The organism is Halomonas campaniensis, from assembly GCF_002211105.1.
GTDB classification, from domain to species: Bacteria; Pseudomonadota; Gammaproteobacteria; order Pseudomonadales; family Halomonadaceae; genus Vreelandella; species Vreelandella campaniensis_A.
On record NZ_JPUA01000018.1, the window covers coordinates 30,707 to 47,689 of the forward strand.

At 55.8% G+C, this 16,983-nt stretch carries 16 protein-coding genes and 1 tRNA gene; 5 read left to right on the plus strand and 12 right to left on the minus strand.

What is annotated here, in order from left to right; all coding sequences use genetic code 11:
- Positions 1-3 precede the first annotated feature (3 nt).
- Positions 4-264 (minus strand): DUF4212 domain-containing protein, encoded by a 261-nt coding sequence (locus JI62_RS06635; RefSeq protein ID WP_007113808.1) that lies wholly within the window; start codon positions 262-264, stop codon positions 4-6.
- A gap of 682 nt (positions 265-946) precedes the next feature.
- Here JI62_RS06635 and JI62_RS06640 point away from each other — a divergent pair.
- The 3 genes from JI62_RS06640 (at position 947) to ttcA (ending at position 4,676) form a co-directional block, all read left to right on the plus strand.
- Positions 947-2,791, plus strand: coding sequence for a DUF294 nucleotidyltransferase-like domain-containing protein (locus JI62_RS06640; protein WP_088699406.1), 1,845 nt, complete (start codon positions 947-949; stop codon positions 2,789-2,791).
- A 5-nt stretch (positions 2,792-2,796) separates the two neighbouring features.
- Positions 2,797-3,450, plus strand: a complete 654-nt coding sequence (locus tag JI62_RS06645) for a DNA polymerase III subunit epsilon (RefSeq protein WP_088699421.1) — start codon at positions 2,797-2,799, stop codon at positions 3,448-3,450.
- A gap of 314 nt (positions 3,451-3,764) precedes the next feature.
- Positions 3,765-4,676 (plus strand): tRNA 2-thiocytidine(32) synthetase TtcA, encoded by a 912-nt coding sequence (ttcA, locus tag JI62_RS06650; protein WP_088699407.1) that lies wholly within the window; start codon positions 3,765-3,767, stop codon positions 4,674-4,676.
- Here ttcA and fnr read toward each other — a convergent pair.
- From fnr to ccoN, 11 genes are all read right to left on the minus strand, one after another.
- The gene (gene fnr, locus JI62_RS06655) at positions 4,669-5,415 is read right to left on the minus strand and encodes a fumarate/nitrate reduction transcriptional regulator Fnr (protein ID WP_088699408.1); all 747 of its coding nucleotides are present in this window, start codon (positions 5,413-5,415) and stop codon (positions 4,669-4,671) included. The two genes, ttcA and fnr, sit on opposite strands and share 8 nt — an antisense overlap.
- Before the next feature lie 82 nt (positions 5,416-5,497).
- Entirely contained in the window at positions 5,498-6,931 is a 1,434-nt protein-coding gene (hemN, locus tag JI62_RS06660) for an oxygen-independent coproporphyrinogen III oxidase (RefSeq protein ID WP_088699409.1), read from the minus strand.
- A 75-nt stretch (positions 6,932-7,006) separates the two neighbouring features.
- Positions 7,007-7,702 (minus strand): sulfite exporter TauE/SafE family protein, encoded by a 696-nt coding sequence (locus JI62_RS06665; protein WP_088699410.1) that lies wholly within the window; start codon positions 7,700-7,702, stop codon positions 7,007-7,009.
- On the minus strand, positions 7,699-7,938 hold the full coding sequence (ccoS, locus tag JI62_RS06670) for a cbb3-type cytochrome oxidase assembly protein CcoS (RefSeq protein WP_088699411.1): 240 nt from the start codon (positions 7,936-7,938) through the stop codon (positions 7,699-7,701). Before ccoS ends, JI62_RS06665 begins: the two co-directional genes overlap by 4 nt.
- Positions 7,935-10,424, minus strand: coding sequence for a heavy metal translocating P-type ATPase (locus JI62_RS06675; protein WP_088699412.1), 2,490 nt, complete (start codon positions 10,422-10,424; stop codon positions 7,935-7,937). The genes ccoS and JI62_RS06675 overlap by 4 nt, the downstream gene beginning before the upstream one ends.
- A complete protein-coding gene (locus JI62_RS06680) occupies positions 10,421-10,954 on the minus strand; it encodes a FixH family protein (RefSeq protein WP_088699413.1) in 534 nt (177 codons plus the stop codon). The genes JI62_RS06675 and JI62_RS06680 overlap by 4 nt, the downstream gene beginning before the upstream one ends.
- A gap of 6 nt (positions 10,955-10,960) precedes the next feature.
- On the minus strand, positions 10,961-12,397 hold the full coding sequence (gene ccoG, locus JI62_RS06685; RefSeq protein ID WP_088699414.1) for a cytochrome c oxidase accessory protein CcoG: 1,437 nt from the start codon (positions 12,395-12,397) through the stop codon (positions 10,961-10,963).
- Between the two features lie 257 nt (positions 12,398-12,654).
- A complete protein-coding gene (gene ccoP, locus JI62_RS06690) occupies positions 12,655-13,584 on the minus strand; it encodes a cytochrome-c oxidase, cbb3-type subunit III (protein WP_088699415.1) in 930 nt (309 codons plus the stop codon).
- The gene (locus tag JI62_RS06695; RefSeq protein WP_088699416.1) at positions 13,581-13,805 is read right to left on the minus strand and encodes a cbb3-type cytochrome oxidase subunit 3; all 225 of its coding nucleotides are present in this window, start codon (positions 13,803-13,805) and stop codon (positions 13,581-13,583) included. Before JI62_RS06695 ends, ccoP begins: the two co-directional genes overlap by 4 nt.
- 3 nt (positions 13,806-13,808) lie before the next feature.
- The gene (gene ccoO / locus JI62_RS06700; RefSeq protein WP_088699417.1) at positions 13,809-14,417 is read right to left on the minus strand and encodes a cytochrome-c oxidase, cbb3-type subunit II; all 609 of its coding nucleotides are present in this window, start codon (positions 14,415-14,417) and stop codon (positions 13,809-13,811) included.
- A gap of 19 nt (positions 14,418-14,436) precedes the next feature.
- Complete coding sequence (gene ccoN / locus JI62_RS06705) at positions 14,437-15,861, minus strand: cytochrome-c oxidase, cbb3-type subunit I (RefSeq protein ID WP_088699418.1); 1,425 nt, start codon at positions 15,859-15,861, stop codon at positions 14,437-14,439.
- A 164-nt stretch (positions 15,862-16,025) separates the two neighbouring features.
- On the opposite strand from ccoN, the gene JI62_RS06710 reads away from it, so the two are divergent.
- Together JI62_RS06710 and JI62_RS06715 are read left to right on the plus strand one after the other, a co-directional pair.
- Positions 16,026-16,823 carry an alpha/beta fold hydrolase gene (locus JI62_RS06710; protein ID WP_088699419.1) on the plus strand — a complete coding sequence of 266 codons (798 nt, stop codon included), beginning with the start codon at positions 16,026-16,028 and terminating at the stop codon, positions 16,821-16,823.
- Positions 16,824-16,925: 102 nt separating this feature from the next.
- Positions 16,926-16,983: transfer RNA gene (locus JI62_RS06715), tRNA-Val, on the plus strand.

Here is a 16,983-nt window from a genome sequence, read left to right on the forward strand (position 1 = left end):
GGCTTACTCCCCAAGGCCAAATTTTTGATCGAGCTTGTTCATCTTCCAGGCGTAGAAGAAGATCAGCACGATAAACGTTAGGATTGAGCCCTGTTGTGCAAACCAGAAGCCAAGATCAGTGCCGCCAACCGGGATACCGGCGAGCAGCGGGCGGAAGAGGATAGCGCATCCGTAAGAAACAAATGCCCAAACGGCCAGGCATCCGAAAATTAAGCGGACGTTTGCTTTCCAGTATTCAGCAGCATTGGTTTTGTCGTCTGCCATTGTGTTGCTCTCCACTTGTGATTTTTAAGGTTGGGAAAGTTCACGAGGAATAGCGTGTGACCCATCAGGGCAATCGCACGTCTAAAGCCACTCAATCGTTAGGAGTGGTGAGCCAGTTCCTGTTGGCACGTCACCTTATTATTCGATATGCAATGTCGAGTTAGTTAGTGACGTGCGATTACCCTGCATGACTCATTGTTAATACTGGGCAATAAACGTCAAAAAATAAATCCCAGACTTTGGTATCAATAAACATCGAAATGACTGTTCATGAACTGCATGCTATTGAAAATATGAGTTTTTAGGCGCTGTTTAAGCGAAATTTGAAGGCGTTTGCAGAGCTATGGGACGATAGTCTAGTGAGCAAATTAAAGCCGTTATTGGCTACTTTAAATAGATGCGTTGAGTTTTGCGTGAAGAATGGTTAGCAAAAGCCAATACTTTGGTCGTGTATCAAAAGTCGCTTCGACTTTAGCGTGATAGCTAAAGGTATAACAACGTTCTACTTGCTACTTGGGAAGTGAATCCTTTATACCCGTACAGCCACCTTCATATAATAATCGACAATCTCTTTTGAAGCGCTGGAGTGACGCCTTCGATATGAATCAGTATCAAGCAGTGCCATTTTTAATACGACTTACATACTCTTTAGTTCGCCTTTAGTTGAACGAGGTTAAACCCCATGGTCGATGTGGATCTATCCCAGCTGCCGTTTACGCTTCTTGACGATGAGGGGCGTGACCACATTCGCCGTGGCATTGATCTTGCCTATTTTGATCGTGACGAAATCATTTTAGAGACTGGCCAAGCGGGGGAGTTTGTCTTTCTGATTCATAAAGGCGAAGTGGCTGAAATCGATCCGACGCTACCCTCGTCCACCTCACGTATTGGCCACTACACGGCGGGGGATCTGTTTGGCGCGATCAGTATTCTCAATGGTAAAAGCCGCTATCGGTTCAAGGCTGAACAGGAGTGCCTATGTTATCTACTGCCGAAGGCGCTGTTTCAGCAACTGTGTCGCCACTATCCCGATTTCAGCAATTTCTTTCGCCAGTCGCTGACCCATAAGGCTCGCCTGCTAACCGAAAAGCGTGCTGAGGGAGGCGTCACCATGGCGGGCTTTATGCTGGCCAAGGTGAGCGAGTGTATGCGTGAGCCGCTGCTGATGGCGGCGGCGACCGATATTGCCAGCGCGGTAAAACAGCTCAACGAGAGCCACGCCGACAGCCTGCTGGTAGAGACCCAGGACACGCTGGGCATGGTAACCAAAACCGATCTGCTCAACGCATTAGTGTTGAAAGGCAGCGCAGTAACGTCAGCAGTGGATGAAGTCGCCCACTTTAACTTGGTGACCGCCGCGCCGGATCAGTACTTATTTGAAGTATTGGTACTGATGACCCGCCATAAAGTGGCACGGGTGGTGGTGATGGAGCAAAACGCCTTGAAGGGCGTTGTCGAGCTCACCGATGTGCTTAGCTTCTTCTCAAGTCGCAGCTATGTGGTGAGCCTGCAGGTAGAGCAAGCCAGCAGTTTAGAGGCGCTTTCGGCAGCCAGTCAGCGTACGCCGGAACTGGTCAAGGCGCTGATGGCCCAGGGCGTTAAGCTGCGCTTTGCGATGGATCTGCTTGCCGCGCTGAATGGCCGCATTATAAGCAAGGCCTGGGAGTTCACCATTGCTGAGCGCTATCAGGAGCAGAGCTGCATGATGGTGATGGGCAGCGAAGGGCGCGGTGAGCAGATTCTCAAAACGGATCAGGATAACGGCTTGATCCTGGCCGACGACGCCCAGTGGCCTGATCTGGCAAGCCATATGCAGACGCTCACCAATACGCTGATTCAACTGGGCTACCCACCGTGTCCGGGCAATATTATGGTGTCGAATCCTGAGTGGGTGGCCACGGTATCGCAGTGGAAGGGCAATATTGCCAAGTGGGCCAGGGAGCGGGATGGCGATAGCCTGATGAAGCTGGCGATTATGCTTGATGCCCATGCTGTTGCGGGCAACCCTCACTTGCTTGAGAGCGTCCGTAATGAACTGTTCGATCGCTGCTCGGGGGATGAGCTGCTGCTCTCCTATTTTGCCCGTACGGCGCTGCGTTTCTCGACGCCGCTAACGCTGTTTGGCTCGTTGAAAAAGCCCCAACACGGCATCGATATCAAGAAAGGCGGTATTTTTCCGATTGTACACGGCGTACGTACCATGGCGCTTGAGCGTCGGATTAAAGCCACCTCAACCTTTGACCGCTTGGATGCACTGGCAGCCGATGGTCGCCTGGATCGTCGTTTTGCAGAGGATTTGGGGGAGGCGTTAGCGCTGTTTTCCGAGCTGCGCCTCAAACAGCAGCTAGCGGCGCTGGAGACACCTGGCGGTGCTCAAGAAGCGAATGGCCAAAACAGCAGTCGCGCTAATCGCGTTGTAGTGCAAAACCTCTCTTCCCTGGAGCGCGATCTACTGCGCGAAGCGATGCATATTGTCAAAGACTTTAAGCAGCGGCTTTCTCACCGTTATCATTTGGAGTATTCGTGAGCGGAATGCGGTTATTGGATCGACACGTGCCGCTCTTCAGCGGCTCGCTGCGCACGCTGCTAAGGCGTGAAAGCGACCGGCGTCGCTGTGCAGACTCCCCCTATGCCTGGCTGTTTCAGCCCTATATGGGCGAGGAGTTGGTGGCACTTGCCTGCACTGTAACGCCCTCACCATCATCGCCGGTGATTAGCTTGGCGGCGGTGGTGCTTAGCCAGCAACAGGTGCATACCAGCCGTGCTTTTGTAATCACGCTTGGTTGTATGAAGCAGCCCGAGAGCAAGATGCTGCGCCGTCATCACTTGCTGTGCGAGGCCGGGGCGGTGCTGCCACCAAACGGGGATAACTTGAACGCATTAGTTGAATTTATCGGTAATCGACCCATTGTTGGCTGGCAGTTAGAGAAGCGCATTGGGGCTTTAAATGCGCTGCTCAGTAAACGGCTGAATTTTGCACTACCCAACGCCCAGGTCGATGTGGCGAGACTGCATCAGCGCCAGTTGCGGCGTTTGCATCCGGAGGTAGAGGCACCCAGTAGTTTTGCCCAGGCGTTAGCGTGCTGGCAAGTGCCCGCCATGGGCGTGCAGAGTGTACTTGGAGAGGCCACCGCCAGCGCCCTGCTGTATATGCGCCTGCAGCGCGTTATGGCACAGGTGGCTTAGTAGTCTCCTTCTTGGTGGCGAGGGCAGCTTTCCGCGAGGGCGCTGTGAACCCTTCCCTGGGCGCTACTTTTGTCATCTGACCGCCATGGATGGCGGAAATGCCGGAATTGTCTGGAATATTTTCCGGCCATGACAAAAGACCCTCGCTCCAACCTACCCTCGCACCGCGTTATGGTGCAGCGGCCAAAATAGTCATTTTCAATTGCGATATCTTGGGCGGTTACGTGTGATTAGTTGGGTCATGCGATGAGTATTGTTAGAATGTCGGCAATATTCTCTCTTTAGCGCCTTTCACTATTGGCAGTGCTTATTTCATGCAATCCCTAGATTATTTCGAACCGCATTTCGACGCACCCGATGTTGCTTCTGCAGCTTCTCCAGACGCTGAACTAGCTGATGCGAAGCAGAAGCGTGAATTTAATAAGCTGCAAAAGCGTCTGCGCCGGGAAGTGGGCAATGCGATTATTGATTACCAAATGATCAATGAAGGCGATCGCGTGATGGTGTGCCTCTCCGGTGGCAAGGACAGCTACACCATGCTGGAGATTTTGCGCAATTTGCAGCGCAATGCGCCGGTCAATTTTTCGCTGGTGGCGGTCAACCTTGACCAGAAGCAGCCGGGTTTTCCCGAACACGTGCTGCCCGCGTATCTGGATAAGCAGGGCGTGGAGTACCACATCGTTGAGCGCGATACCTACTCGGTGGTGAAGGAGAAAACTCCAGAAGGTAAAACCACCTGCGCGCTCTGTTCTCGACTGCGCCGCGGCTCGCTGTATGGCTTTGCCGAAGAGATCGGCGCCAATAAGATTGCTCTGGGGCACCACCGGGAAGATATTCTCGAAACGCTATTTCTCAATATGTTCTTTGGCGGCAACCTGAAAGCCATGCCGCCCAAGCTGCTATCCGATGATGGGAAAAATATCGTTATTCGGCCGTTGGCCTACTGCAAAGAGGCGGACATCGCCGAGTTCTCGCGGCTGATGGCGTTCCCAATCATCCCCTGCAACCTGTGTGGCTCCCAGCCCAATATGCAGCGTCAGGTGGTTAAAGAGATGCTCGCCGAGTGGGACAAAAAGTTCCCTGGCCGCCTGGAGAGCATGTTCAAAGCGGTCACTAACATTGCCCCTTCCCAGTTGGCAGACCGTAGCCTGTTCGATTTTGCAGGCCTGGAAGCCAAGCAGGCAGAGCTACTGGCAGGGCGCATCCAGGCCTTCAACGTCAGCTAACCGTTTGCTCCTCCTCTTCGGCGAGAGTGATCAAGCGCGGCATATCGAGAATGTTGACCTCCCGCCCGGAGACCGCCACCACGCTCTGTTGCTGAAAGCGGCTTAGAATGCGGCTGACGGTTTCCACCGCTAAGCCCAGGTAGTTACCGATATCGGCTCTGGGCATTGAGAGGCGAAAGCTGTAAGGCGAGTAGCCCCGGCGACGAAAACGATCCGAGAGAGTAATCAGAAAGGTGGCCAGACGTTGGTCGGCGGTTTTGCGCGAGAGTAGGCGCATCATGCGGCGGTCATCGCGCAACTCTTTGCTCATGCTGCGATAGAGCTGGCCGCGCAGTTCGGGCAACTCTTCAGAGAGCAGATCCAGGCGGTCGAAGGGAATCTCGCAGACGGTGGTGGTTTCCAGAGCGATAACGCTCCCGGGGTAGTGCTCTTCGTCAATGCCATCCAGCCCCACCAGTTCACTGGGCAGGTAGAAATTGGTCAGTTGCTCGCTGCCGTTGCCCTCAGCACTGGTCTGTTTCAAGCTGCCCGAACGAACGGCATAAACGCTGGTAAAGGGATCCCCCTGGCGAAACAGTGGCTCGCCTTTTTTTAGCGGCGCACGGCGGCGAATAATCGCATCGAACTGCCCCATATCGTCCAGCTCAAGGGCAAGCGGCAGGCACAGCGAGCTAAGGCTGCAGGTTTGGCAGCGCGCTTCGTGGAGTAGCGAGCGCCGGCTGCTCATGGGTTCCAACATACGATGCTCCTTGAGTGGGCCAGGGTAAAATTAGTAAATTCTTACTTATGGTAGTGGCGTTAGCATGCCTGCAATAAGATGATTAAACAATCTTAGAGTAGCGTTGTCCCGTTTGCCCAGAAAGATGGGCATCGAACGCCATGGCTAGATGGCGAATCAGCAGCCGCCCCATGGGCGTGGCATTAAGTTGGTCACCACTACGGGTCATTAGGCCATCTTGCTCGGCACTCTGTAAACGTTCCAGCGCGGGTGCAAAATAGCGGGGGGCATCAATGTTCCAGCGCTGGCTGACCGCAGCAAGATCAATGCCCATATCGCACATCAGCCGCTCAATCACATCCCGGCGGATGAGGTCGTCGTCGCTTAGCCGCACGCCGCGTACGGTGGCGAGCTGGCCCTGATCCAACGCCGCTTCGTAGCGGGCCAGGTCGCCAGGGTTCTGTGCATAGACGTCATCAATGCGCGAAATAGCCGATACGCCAAGCCCAATTAAATCGCACTGAGCATGGCTGGAGTAGCCTTGAAAATTGCGCTGTAGCGAACCTTCGCGCTGGGCAATGGCGAGGCTATCATCAGGCCGGGCAAAGTGATCCATGCCGATATGCACGTAGCCTGCCGCGGTGAGCATTTCAATGGTGGTGCGCAGAATCGCCAGTTTCTCTTCGCCACCCGGCAAGTCATCGACATTGATACGCCGCTGGGGGGCAAAGCGCTCCGGCATATGGGCATAATTAAACACTGAGAGACGCGCGGGATTGAGCTCAATCACCTGGCGCAGCGTATTCGCAAAGCTCTTTTCGGTCTGAAACGGTAAACCGTAAATAAGATCGAGATTGAGCGAACGAAATCCCAGGCGATGGGCTTCATCCATCAGCGTTTCGGTGAGTACCCGAGGCTGGATTCGGTTAATCGCTTTCTGCACCAGCGGGCTCAAATCCTGTACCCCCAGGCTGATGCGATTAAAACCGAGGGATTCGAGATGACGCAGGGTGAATACATCCGCTTCGCGAGGGTCTATTTCAATCGCGTAATCGCGGTCAGTGGCCGAAGAGAGGCCAAAGCGGGCATCCAAGCGATCGATCAGATCGCCCATCTGATTCAAATTGAGAAACGTTGGCGTACCGCCGCCCCAATGCAACTGCTCCACTGGCCGCGATGTATCCAGGTGGCGGGCGGTCAGTACCATTTCACGGTCAAGCCGGGATATATAGGGCTCGGCCAGAGCAGTGTTCTTGGTGGCGATTTTGTTACACGCGCAGTAGAAGCAGATCTTGCGGCAGAAAGGCACGTGCACATACAGCGAGAGTGAACGCTTACTGGCATTGCTACGCTCCAGCGCCTGGGTCTGGTCGTCAGGCGTAAACTGGTCGTGAAACGACAGTGCCGTGGGGTAGGAAGTGTAGCGCGGGCCGCTAGTGTCGTAGCGGCGCAGCAAAGCTTCATCCCACACCGGCTGCAGGGGGGCGGCGGCTGCCGCAGGTGCAATGGGCAAGGCAGCGGGGGCATGAACGGGCATGAAAGGACGCTCCGACGTTAGGAAATGCCGCTAGCCTAACCCGCAGAGCGGGGGTAAATGTTGAGCTACGTCATGCTAATGGAGGTTGTGTACGGTGAGTGACCAGAGCTGCCACAGCGCAAAAGCGATAATTGTCAGCGCTGCCACACTGCGCGTTGCCGGGTGACGTATCAAATGGCTGAGTTGGCGGGCAGCGAGGCCAGTGGCAAGTAGTGCAGGCAGGGTGCCCAGCCCAAAGGCGCCCATGAGTAGCGCGCCCTGCAGCGGGTCGGCAATCGCCAGGCTCCATGCCAGCATGGAGTAGACCAGCCCGCAGGGTAGCCAGCCCCAAATGGCCCCCAGGGCAAAGGCTTGGGGAAGATGCACCACCGGCATTAAGCGCCGCCCCACAGGCTCGATAAAACGCCATAGGCGGCGGCCAACGGCTTCGATCTTGAGCAGCCCCTTCCACCAGTTGGCGATATACAGTGCCATTAATATCAGCATCAGCGCGGCAAACACCTGAAGTAGCAGGCGTGCCGTAGCAGAAAGGGAAAACAGCGTGCCTAGCAGTGCCACCAGCGCGCCTGCGCTCATATAGCTAATAATACGGCCTGCATTGTAGCTGAGCAGCAGGCCCCCCATGCGCGCTGGATGGCGCATGCTGGGGGGCACGGCAAAGGTGAGCGCGCTCATAATGCCGCCGCACATGCCAATGCAGTGGGCGCCGCCCATCAAGCCAAATACAAACGCCGCCACGAGCGGCGGCAGATCAAGCCCTGTCGGATTCATGGCCGTGGCTCTTGGTCGTCGGGTGTCTCTCTCGCTGCTGTTTCAGAGCGCTTCGCCTGCTGACGCTGGCGGCGCTGCTCAGGGCTGAGGTCGTTCTCATCCTCATCAAACAGAATACGGTGTGCCGGCCCTTCCAGGTCGTCGAACTGATCATTCTTCACCGCCCAGAAAAACGCCCAGACGGCGAGGCCGAGTAGGATTAGCGAAAGCGGAATAAGCAGATACAGAATCGTCATGCGGTTACCGGTGTTGAAGTGCCAAGCGATGGTACAGGCTGGGGGTGCCAGCGTGACAGTCGCAGGGCATTACCGACGACTACCAGCGAGCTAAGCGACATTCCAATCGCGGCTAGCCAGGGCGGTACCAACCCCATCGCCGCCAGCGGCAGCGCCGAAAAGTTGTAGCACACTGACCAAATCATGTTCTGGCGCATGATACGCCTCGTCGCCCGGGAAATCTCGATGGCCTCAAAAACCCGCATCAGGCGAGGGCTGAGCAATACCGCATCGGCGCGGGTGCGGGCTAGGTCAGTTGCGCCATTCATGGCAATGGCCACATCGGCACCGGCTAACACCGGTACGTCGTTAATGCCATCGCCTATCATCACCACGGTTTCGCCTTCGGCTTGAAGCGCTTTCATCCGGGCCAGCTTGCCCTCTGGACTGACTCCCGCGTGCCAGGTGGTGATATTTAGCTGGTCGGCTAGGCTTTCCACTGCATCCTGGGTATCGCCGGAGAGTAGTTCCACGCTTAAGCCCTGGGCCTGGAGGGCGTTGATTGTATCGGCAGCGTCGTCGCGAACGCCGTCGTGCAGGCCAAACCAGGCACGGGGTTCGCCGTTTTCGCTAAGGAGCAGCCACTGGCCCTTGGCGGGTGCCGCTATAACGTCATCCGCTTTACTATCCAGTGCGCTATCTATTGCAAACCTGGGCTTGCCCAACCGCCAACGAGCACCGTTTAAGTTCCCTTCGAGCCCTTGCCCGGTGTGGCTGTGAATATTTTTGGCTTGCAGCGTGGCATCCCGGAATGGCCGAAAGGCGCGGGCGATGGGGTGTTCTGAGTGGGCTTCAAGGGCGGCGGCAATGGCCCGTGCACGCTCAGCGGTGAGATCGCCAAGAGGCTGGGTTTGGGTCAGGTGCATCTCGCCGCGGGTGAGGGTGCCGGTTTTATCGAAAATCACCCGAGTCACGTTGGAGAGCGTCTCCATGGCATCGGCGCGGGTGATCAATACGCCGCGCTTACGCAGTTGGCCGTGACCTGCGGTCAGTGCTGCTGGGGTGGCCAGCGCCAGCGCGCAGGGGCAGGTTACCACCAGCACCGAAAGTAGCACCCAGAGCATCCGCGAGGGGTCGATAAACCACCAGGCGATAGTCACGCAGGCTGTGACCACTAGCAGGCGCAGAACGAATAGGTGCGCCATACGCGCAGCCATCTGGGCAAGCCTAGGGCGGCTGGCAAAGGCCCGGTCGGTAAGATCGACGATACCCGCGACACGGGCATCGCGCCCGGCGTGGGTCACCCTGATTACCAGCGGGTTTTCCATGTTTTGGCTCCCGCCGGTAATGGGGTCGCCCACGCGCCGGGTGATTGGCAGGTATTCGCCGGTCAGCATCGATTCATCCAGGCTCGATTCACCCTCCTCAATGATGCCATCGGCTGGCACGCCGTGGCCGGGCTTGATCAATACACGGTCACCTGGAGCGAGTTCGCTGGCGGGCAGAATACGCTCGCTGCCATCGCTTTCCAGGCGCGTGGCCGAAATCGGCAGCACGCCGCTGAGTGCGTTGCCGCTATGACCACTGCGGCGTCTAGCGCGGCCTTCCACGTAGCGGCCAAACAGCAAAAAGAAGGTGAACATGGCCACCGAGTCAAAATAGACCTCGCCGACGTTGAATAACACGGCATAACTGCTGGCAAGATAAGCCCCACCAATCGCCAGCGATACCGGTACATCCATACCCAGCACGCCGGTGCGCAGGTCGCGCAGGGCGTTGCGGAAAAACGGCTGGGCGGAGAAAAACACCACTGGCGTGGCTAGCGCAAAGGAGAGCCAGTGAAACAGTGCGTAGAAGTCGTCGCTGATCTCACCGGGGCCGGAGACATAGATCGGGATCGAGAACATCATTACCTGCATCATGCCGACGGCGGCGATAATCAGCCGTCGCACGTTCATACGCTCTTCGTGCTGCAGGCGCGCCTGGGCCTGATCGGGCTCGTAGGGCTGGGCTTCATAACCAATGGCGGCCAGTTCGGCCAGCAGTTGCGAGAGTTTCAACTGCTGGGGATCCCAGCTCACCCGCAGGCGGTGGTGGGTCAAGTTTACCGCGCTGGAGGCAATGCCTGTTAAGGCGTTCAGGCGGTGCTCAATCAGCCAGGCGCAGGCGGCGCAGGTGATGCCTTCAATGGCGAGGGTGGCTTTTACATTTCCCTCATCGCCATCGGGGTGGACAAACTGCGCCTGCAGGCCGGGATCGTCAAATACCGACCAGGTGTCAGCCTTGGCTGTCTGGCGCTCATCCGGACGTTCGGGCAGTTCGGTGCGGTAGCGGTAGTAACTTTCTAAACCACCGTCGACGATGGCATGAGCCACTGCCTCGCAGCCAGGGCAGCAGAGCGGATGGGCATGATCATCAAGGGTAATCGACCAGGGAGCCCCAGCGGGCACCGGGTTACCACAGTGATAGCAGGGCGCAGGAGTCGTTACATCCGTTACATCGCTCATTCGCTTTCTGTACGCCCTCCTGGCAGTAGCGCGACGCTGTTTTCATCGGGGAACGTAGCCTCACCGGTAAGGCGCCAATCGGCATTTTCCAGCGCGGGTTGAATCTGTAGATACCAGCGGTAACGCAGGTTGTCAGGGCCTTGGGTGATATAGCGCCCATCGCGGACATGCTCAAGTACAAAGGATTGATCACGGTCATCTTCGGTCGGGAAGATAAGATCTAAATAAAGTCTGTCCGGTCGCGCATCGCCGCTTAAATCAATCACAATGTCGCTGGTAAGCGGATCAAGGCGTAAATCTGCGCTTAGGTTTAACTCTCGGGCACGGTCTTGCTTGGCAAGTACCATATTGATGGCTTTACCATGCTTGTAATAATCCTCCTGAACAACCATGCCATCGAAGCTCTTAACCGACATAACGGCAAAAGTAATACTAAACATAATGGACGAGAGCAGAATGCCGATTAAAAACCACGGCCAAAACTGTTTATACCAAGGCGTCACCTTATCGCCGGAAGGTAGGGATGACATAGTTGCTTATCTCCTAATGTTGCCCAGGAAGCTGGTCTCGCGCTCAAGGCGAATATCCGCATCCTGCTGAGCCTGCAGCGTGAATACAATGGGGTGGCTGGGTTGCTGTAAATCGTCGGGGTTGGCGGTCACAGTGACCACTTTCAAGCGCGACTCCCCCGCGGGTACGCTAATCGTACTGCTATCCAGGGTTAAATTGGGCAGTCCGGCAACGCTGAGCTGATAGACGTGGTCTTGATCATCCAGGTTGCGGATAGTCAGGCTGAACACATTGCTAATTTGGCCGTCTCGAGTCATTTGGTAAAGCTGGGTACGCTCGCGTTCGGCCTCAAAATCTAGTGGCATGCGGTCGTTAACAGCCCAGACAAAGGTACCGATCATTACCAAAAGGGCTGCAAAGTACGCCAGTAAGCGAGGCCGCAAAATATGGCTCTTTTTACCCTCAAGGGCGTTTTCGGTGGTGTAACGCACCAAGCCTCGTGGGTAGCCCATTTTATCCATCACGCTATCGCAGGCATCGATACAGGCGGCGCAGGTAATGCACTCGTACTGCAGCCCATCGCGGATATCAATGCCGGTAGGGCAGACCTGCACGCAAAGATCGCAGTCGATACAGTCACCATAGCCAGCCTCGCGGGCTTCTAAATGGCTTAGGCTTTTTTTGCGATGGCCACGGGGTTCGCCACGTGATTCATCGTAGGAGACGATCAATGTATCGCGGTCAAACATGACCGACTGGAAACGCGCATAGGGGCACATATAGATGCACACCTGTTCGCGCAGCCAACCAGCGTTGAGGTAAGTAAATACCAGGAAAAAACCCACCCAGAAGTAAGACCAGCCGTGAGCTTCAAGGGTGGGAAGCTCTGTCACTAAATCGCGAATCGGCGTGAAGTAACCCACAAAGGTAATGCCGGTGGCGAGGGCAATGAGCAGCCAGGCCGTGTGTTTAGCCCCTTTGCGCCAAGCTTTGTCGGCGGTCATCGGTTGGTTATCGAGTTTAATGCGCCGATTGCGCGAACCCTCAATACGGTGTTCAAGCCAAATGAATAGAAACGTCCAAACGCTTTGCGGGCAGGTATAGCCACACCATACGCGGCCAGCAAACACGGTAATAAAAAACAGCCCAAAGGCACAGATAATCAGCAGCCACGACAGCAGGATGAACTCCTGAGGATAAAAGGTGGCGCTAAAAATATGGAATTCACGGTTAGGCAAGTCAAATAGAATTAACGGCCGATCACCGATGTTAATCCACGGTAAGAGAAAAAATGCCAGCATTAACGCCCAGTTGGCACTGCGCCGTAGCTTCTGGAAGACACCCTTAATTTCGCGCACGTAAATGTGGCGACGCTTGGCGTACATTTCTTGGGTAACCGTGTCAGAGGGGGCATGATGCCCCACCGGGTTCGGCGTGACGTCTTGGCTTGGTATCTTTTCCATGGCGATATTTCCCGGCTCAGAAGGCAGGAGAGATGGCACCCTTCCATTAAATGAATTGCTCAGTTAAACGAGGTGCTTGGTAAAATTTTAGTGCTTAGTTAATTTTGATGCTTAGTCGGTCTTAGGTGCTTAGTCGGTCTTAGGTGCTAAGGTGTTTCGCTAATATTGTATCGGGTTGGGTATAAAGAAAGGGTGCGGTTTGGAGCCGCACCCTTGCTTGGTTAGCGTTACTGACGGTTGCCGCTATCAGCGGGCAATCAGTCCGCCAGGCGCAGGCTATACACGTAGGCGGCGACCAGATGAACGCGCTCTTCACCAATATAAGCCGCTTGCGCAGGCATATGACCATTACGGCCGTTACGCAGCGTTTGACGAATAGAGTCACCGACATCCTGGCCGGGTGCCAGATAAAGCCAAGTGTTATCGGTCAGGTTGGGTGCGCCAAGAGCCGTATTACCCGTGCCGCTGGGGCCGTGGCAGGCTGCACACACCGCACCGAAGGTGCTTTCGCCGCTCGCCGCGCGTTCAGCATCGTGCTCTTCATCAGAAAGCGACAGAACATACTGCGTCAGGTTCTCAATATTCTCCTGCCCTAACTGCTGCCAAGAAGGCATGTTGCCGTTGCGGCCTTGGTTGAGGGTGGTCAGGATGTTTTCTGGTTCACCGCCGTACAGCCAGTCGTCGTCGGTCAGGTTGGGGAAGCCGTAACCGCCCTGAGCGTTGGAGCCGTGACACACCGCGCAGTTGTTCTGGTAGATACGTTCAGCAACCTGCATTGCCTCGGGGTCTTCGGCAAGCTCAGGAATGGGTACTTCCTGATACTGGGCAAAAATCGGTGTGAAGCGCTCTTCGGCCTGAGCGACTTCCTCTTCCCACTGACCCTCTTGCGACCAGCCCAGTATCCCCGCGTAGTTGCCCAAGCCGGGATAAAACACCAGGTAGCCCAGTGCAAAGACCACCGTCAGGACGAATAGCTGGAACCACCACTTTGGCAGTGGGTTGTCATACTCTTCGATGCCATCGGCGGCATGGCCGGTGGTTTCGACATTACCGTCCGCGTCAGGCGTTTTATCGGTGCGGCGGTTGGCCAGTAGTATCCATACGCTCAGCGCGATTGTGCCCAGCGTAATGATAATGATCCAGGCGCTCCAGAAGCCGGATAGGGAGTCACCCCATAGATTGTTCATATATTCTTATCTCCCCTGTCGTCGCGGGAATGCGCTTCGCTGTCGCGTTCACGCGAAGCGTGCTTGTCACTGGTCGGTAGCTCATCGTCGTCGGCAAAGGGCAAATTAGCCGCTTCGTCGAAATCTGGCTTGCGTCGCTTGGAGTACGCCCAGAGGGCGATGCCGATAAACGCGAAAATCAAGATTAGCGTGATGAGACCGCGAAAAGTTCCCGTATCCATAACTTAGCGAGTGCCCTCGAGCACGGTTCCGAGCTGCTGTAGGTACGCGACCAGGGCAGTGATTTCCTGAGTACCGCGAACATCGTCAGTGGCGTTGGCAATATCTTCGTCGGTGTACGGCACGCCTAGCTGGCGCAGGGTGCGCATTTTAGCGGGAGTAGCGTCACCATCGAGGGTATTTTCAAACAGCCAGGGGTAAGCCGGCATAACCGATTCAGGGACTACATCTCGGGGGTTGTAGAGGTGAGCACGGTGCCAGTCGTCGCTATAGCGGCCGCCAACACGCGCCAGGTCTGGCCCGGTGCGTTTGGAGCCCCATAGGAAGTTATGCTCGTACACCTGCTCCCCAGCCACATTGTAGTGACCGTAGCGCTCGGTCTCCGCGCGGAACGGACGCACCATTTGTGAGTGACAGCCCACGCAGCCTTCGCGGCGGTAGATGTCACGGCCTTCCAGCTCCAGAGCAGACAGAGGCTCCAGGCCTTCAACTGGCTCGGTGGTCTGCTTCTGGAAAAACAGCGGCACCACCTCAGCCAAGCCGCCGAAACTGATCACGACAAGGATCAACACGGCAAGCAGGCCAACGTTTTTTTCGACAATCTCGTGTTTCATTGGTCTCAACTTCCCCGGTTTAGGCAGCTTGTGGCGCTGAATGGCTGATGGCCTCACGACGCTTAACGGTCATGTACACATTGAACGCCATGATCAGCATGCCGGTGACCCAGAAGAGGCCGCCGATTAAGCGAACAAAGTAGCCCGGTGCGCTGGCTTCAACGGCTTCAACAAAGGTGTACATCAAGGTGCCGTCAGGGTTGATCGCACGCCACATTAGGCCTTGCAGAATACCGTTGACCCACATGGAGGCGATGTAGAGCACGGTGCCAATAGTGGCCAGCCAGAAGTGCACGGCAATCAGGTTGACCGAGTACATCTCCGTGCGACCAAAGACGCGCGGAATCAGGTGATACATCGAGCCGATGGTAATCATCGCTACCCAGCCAAGCGCGCCGGAGTGAACGTGACCAATGGTCCAGTCAGTGTAGTGCGACAGCGCGTTGACGGTCTTAATTGCCATCATCGGGCCTTCAAAGGTAGACATGCCGTAGAACGACAGGGCAACCACCAAGAAGCGTAGCGTCGGATCCGTGCGCAGCTTATGCCAAGCCCCTGACAGGGTCATCATGCCGTTGATCATGCCGCCCCAAGAGGGTGCCAGCAGAATAATCGACATAATCATACCCAGCGACTGTGCCCAGTTAGGTAGCGCTGTGTAGTGCAGGTGGTGAGGGCCTGCCCACATATAGATCATGATCAATGCCCAGAAGTGGACGATTGACAGGCGGTAGGAGTAGATCGGGCGTTCAGCCTGCTTCGGCACGAAGTAGTACATCATGCCCAGAAAGCCTGCAGTCAGGAAGAAGCCTACCGCGTTGTGCCCGTACCACCACTGCACCATCGCATCCACTGCACCGGCGTAAATCGAAATAGAGTACATGCCTGTCACGGGGATGGCCGCATTGTTGACGATGTGCAGCACCGCTACAGTTAAAATAAACGCCGCGAAGAACCAGTTCGCTACATAGATGTGCGACGTGGTGCGCTTTTTGATCGTCATTAGGAACACGATGGCATAGCTGATCCAGACGACCGCGATCAAAATGTTGATCGGCCACTCCAGTTCCGCGTACTCCTTGGTGGTGGTATGCCCAAGCGGCAGTGACACCACGGCAGAGAGGATAACCGCTTGCCAGCCCCAGAACGTAAAGGCCGCTAACTTGTCAGAGAAAAGCCGTGTCTGACAGGTACGCTGGACAACGTAGTACGACGTGGCAAAGAGCGCCGAGCCGCCAAAGGCGAAAATGACGGCGTTAGTGTGTAACGGACGCAGGCGCCCAAAGCTAGTCCAAGGTATGCCGAGGTTCAGTTGCGGCCAAACCAGTTGCGAGGCGAGGATGACACCCACTGTCATTCCCACAATGCCCCACACAACGGTCATAATCGCGAACTGCCGAACTACCTTGTAGTTGTAGGTCGGGTGTTCAAATGCTGTGCTCATGTCATGTTCCCATCGAACGCGGTTAGGGGGTAACCCGTGGCATTTTGCACGGGTGCGGCCACCCGCTTGATGATGCAGGTCAAGATCCGACCAAGATTCTAGCGCAGCAGAGGCTTAACCTGAACACACCAATTGGTTAAAGACTGAATTATCAGGAGCGATGGGTGTCACATTGTGCTTTGTCTGGTTATATCGAGGTACTTCCTCAGGCCTTAAAGGAGGCGCTTAAGCGCCAGCCAAATGGCGCTTTCCTGGTGCGGGGCATGGGGCCGTTGGCCGTCCATGGACAAGCCAGGATAGGTCGCTTGCTGTTTGCCCATGGCGCAGGGGCAGGGCAGCAGTCACCTTTCATGCGTCAATTTGTCACCTCGTTGGCAGATCGAGGGGTACAGGTTTTATGTATCGATTTCCCTTATATGCAGAAAATACAGGAAACCGGCAAACGTCGACCGCCGCCGCCCATCGCCCAGACCCTTGATCAGTTCGCCCAATGGTATGCGCTACTTGCTGACCTATTTGACGAACCGCTATGGATTGGAGGCAAATCGATGGGCGGCCGCGTAGCGACCCTATTTGCCAGTAAACAGCTGGCCAATCAACACTCAATCAGTGAGCAGCCATGCAGTAAACCGGTACCGGGCGTGGTGGTGGCAGGCTACCCATTTCATCCGGTTAAAGCGCCTGACAAGCTACGCCTGGAACACTGGCCTGCGATTGCCTGCCCCATGCTGGTTCTACAAGGCGAACGTGACCCCTTTGGTACCCGGGAGGAGGTGGCTGGCTATACATTGCCGGAAAACGCGCAGCTCGCTTGGCTAAAAGATGGCGATCACGACTTTAAACCGCGGCGCCTTTCTGGCCTGACTCAAACGGTTTTGATTGACGAGGCTACCCAAGTTGCGGCATCCTTCGTCCGCGCTCATGGCTCTGTCCATGCGGAAGTGGGCAATGTGTTAGTTTGAAGGCTAGTTTAAAAAGTAGTTTTAAATCAGTTTTTAAACACGGCATGTTGACATTTAGTAAGCCTTCTGTAGAATGCAGCGCCACGTGACCAGCGGGTGGTTAGCTCAGTTGGGAGAGCACCAGCCTTACAAGCTGGGGGTCACTGGTTCGAACCCAGTA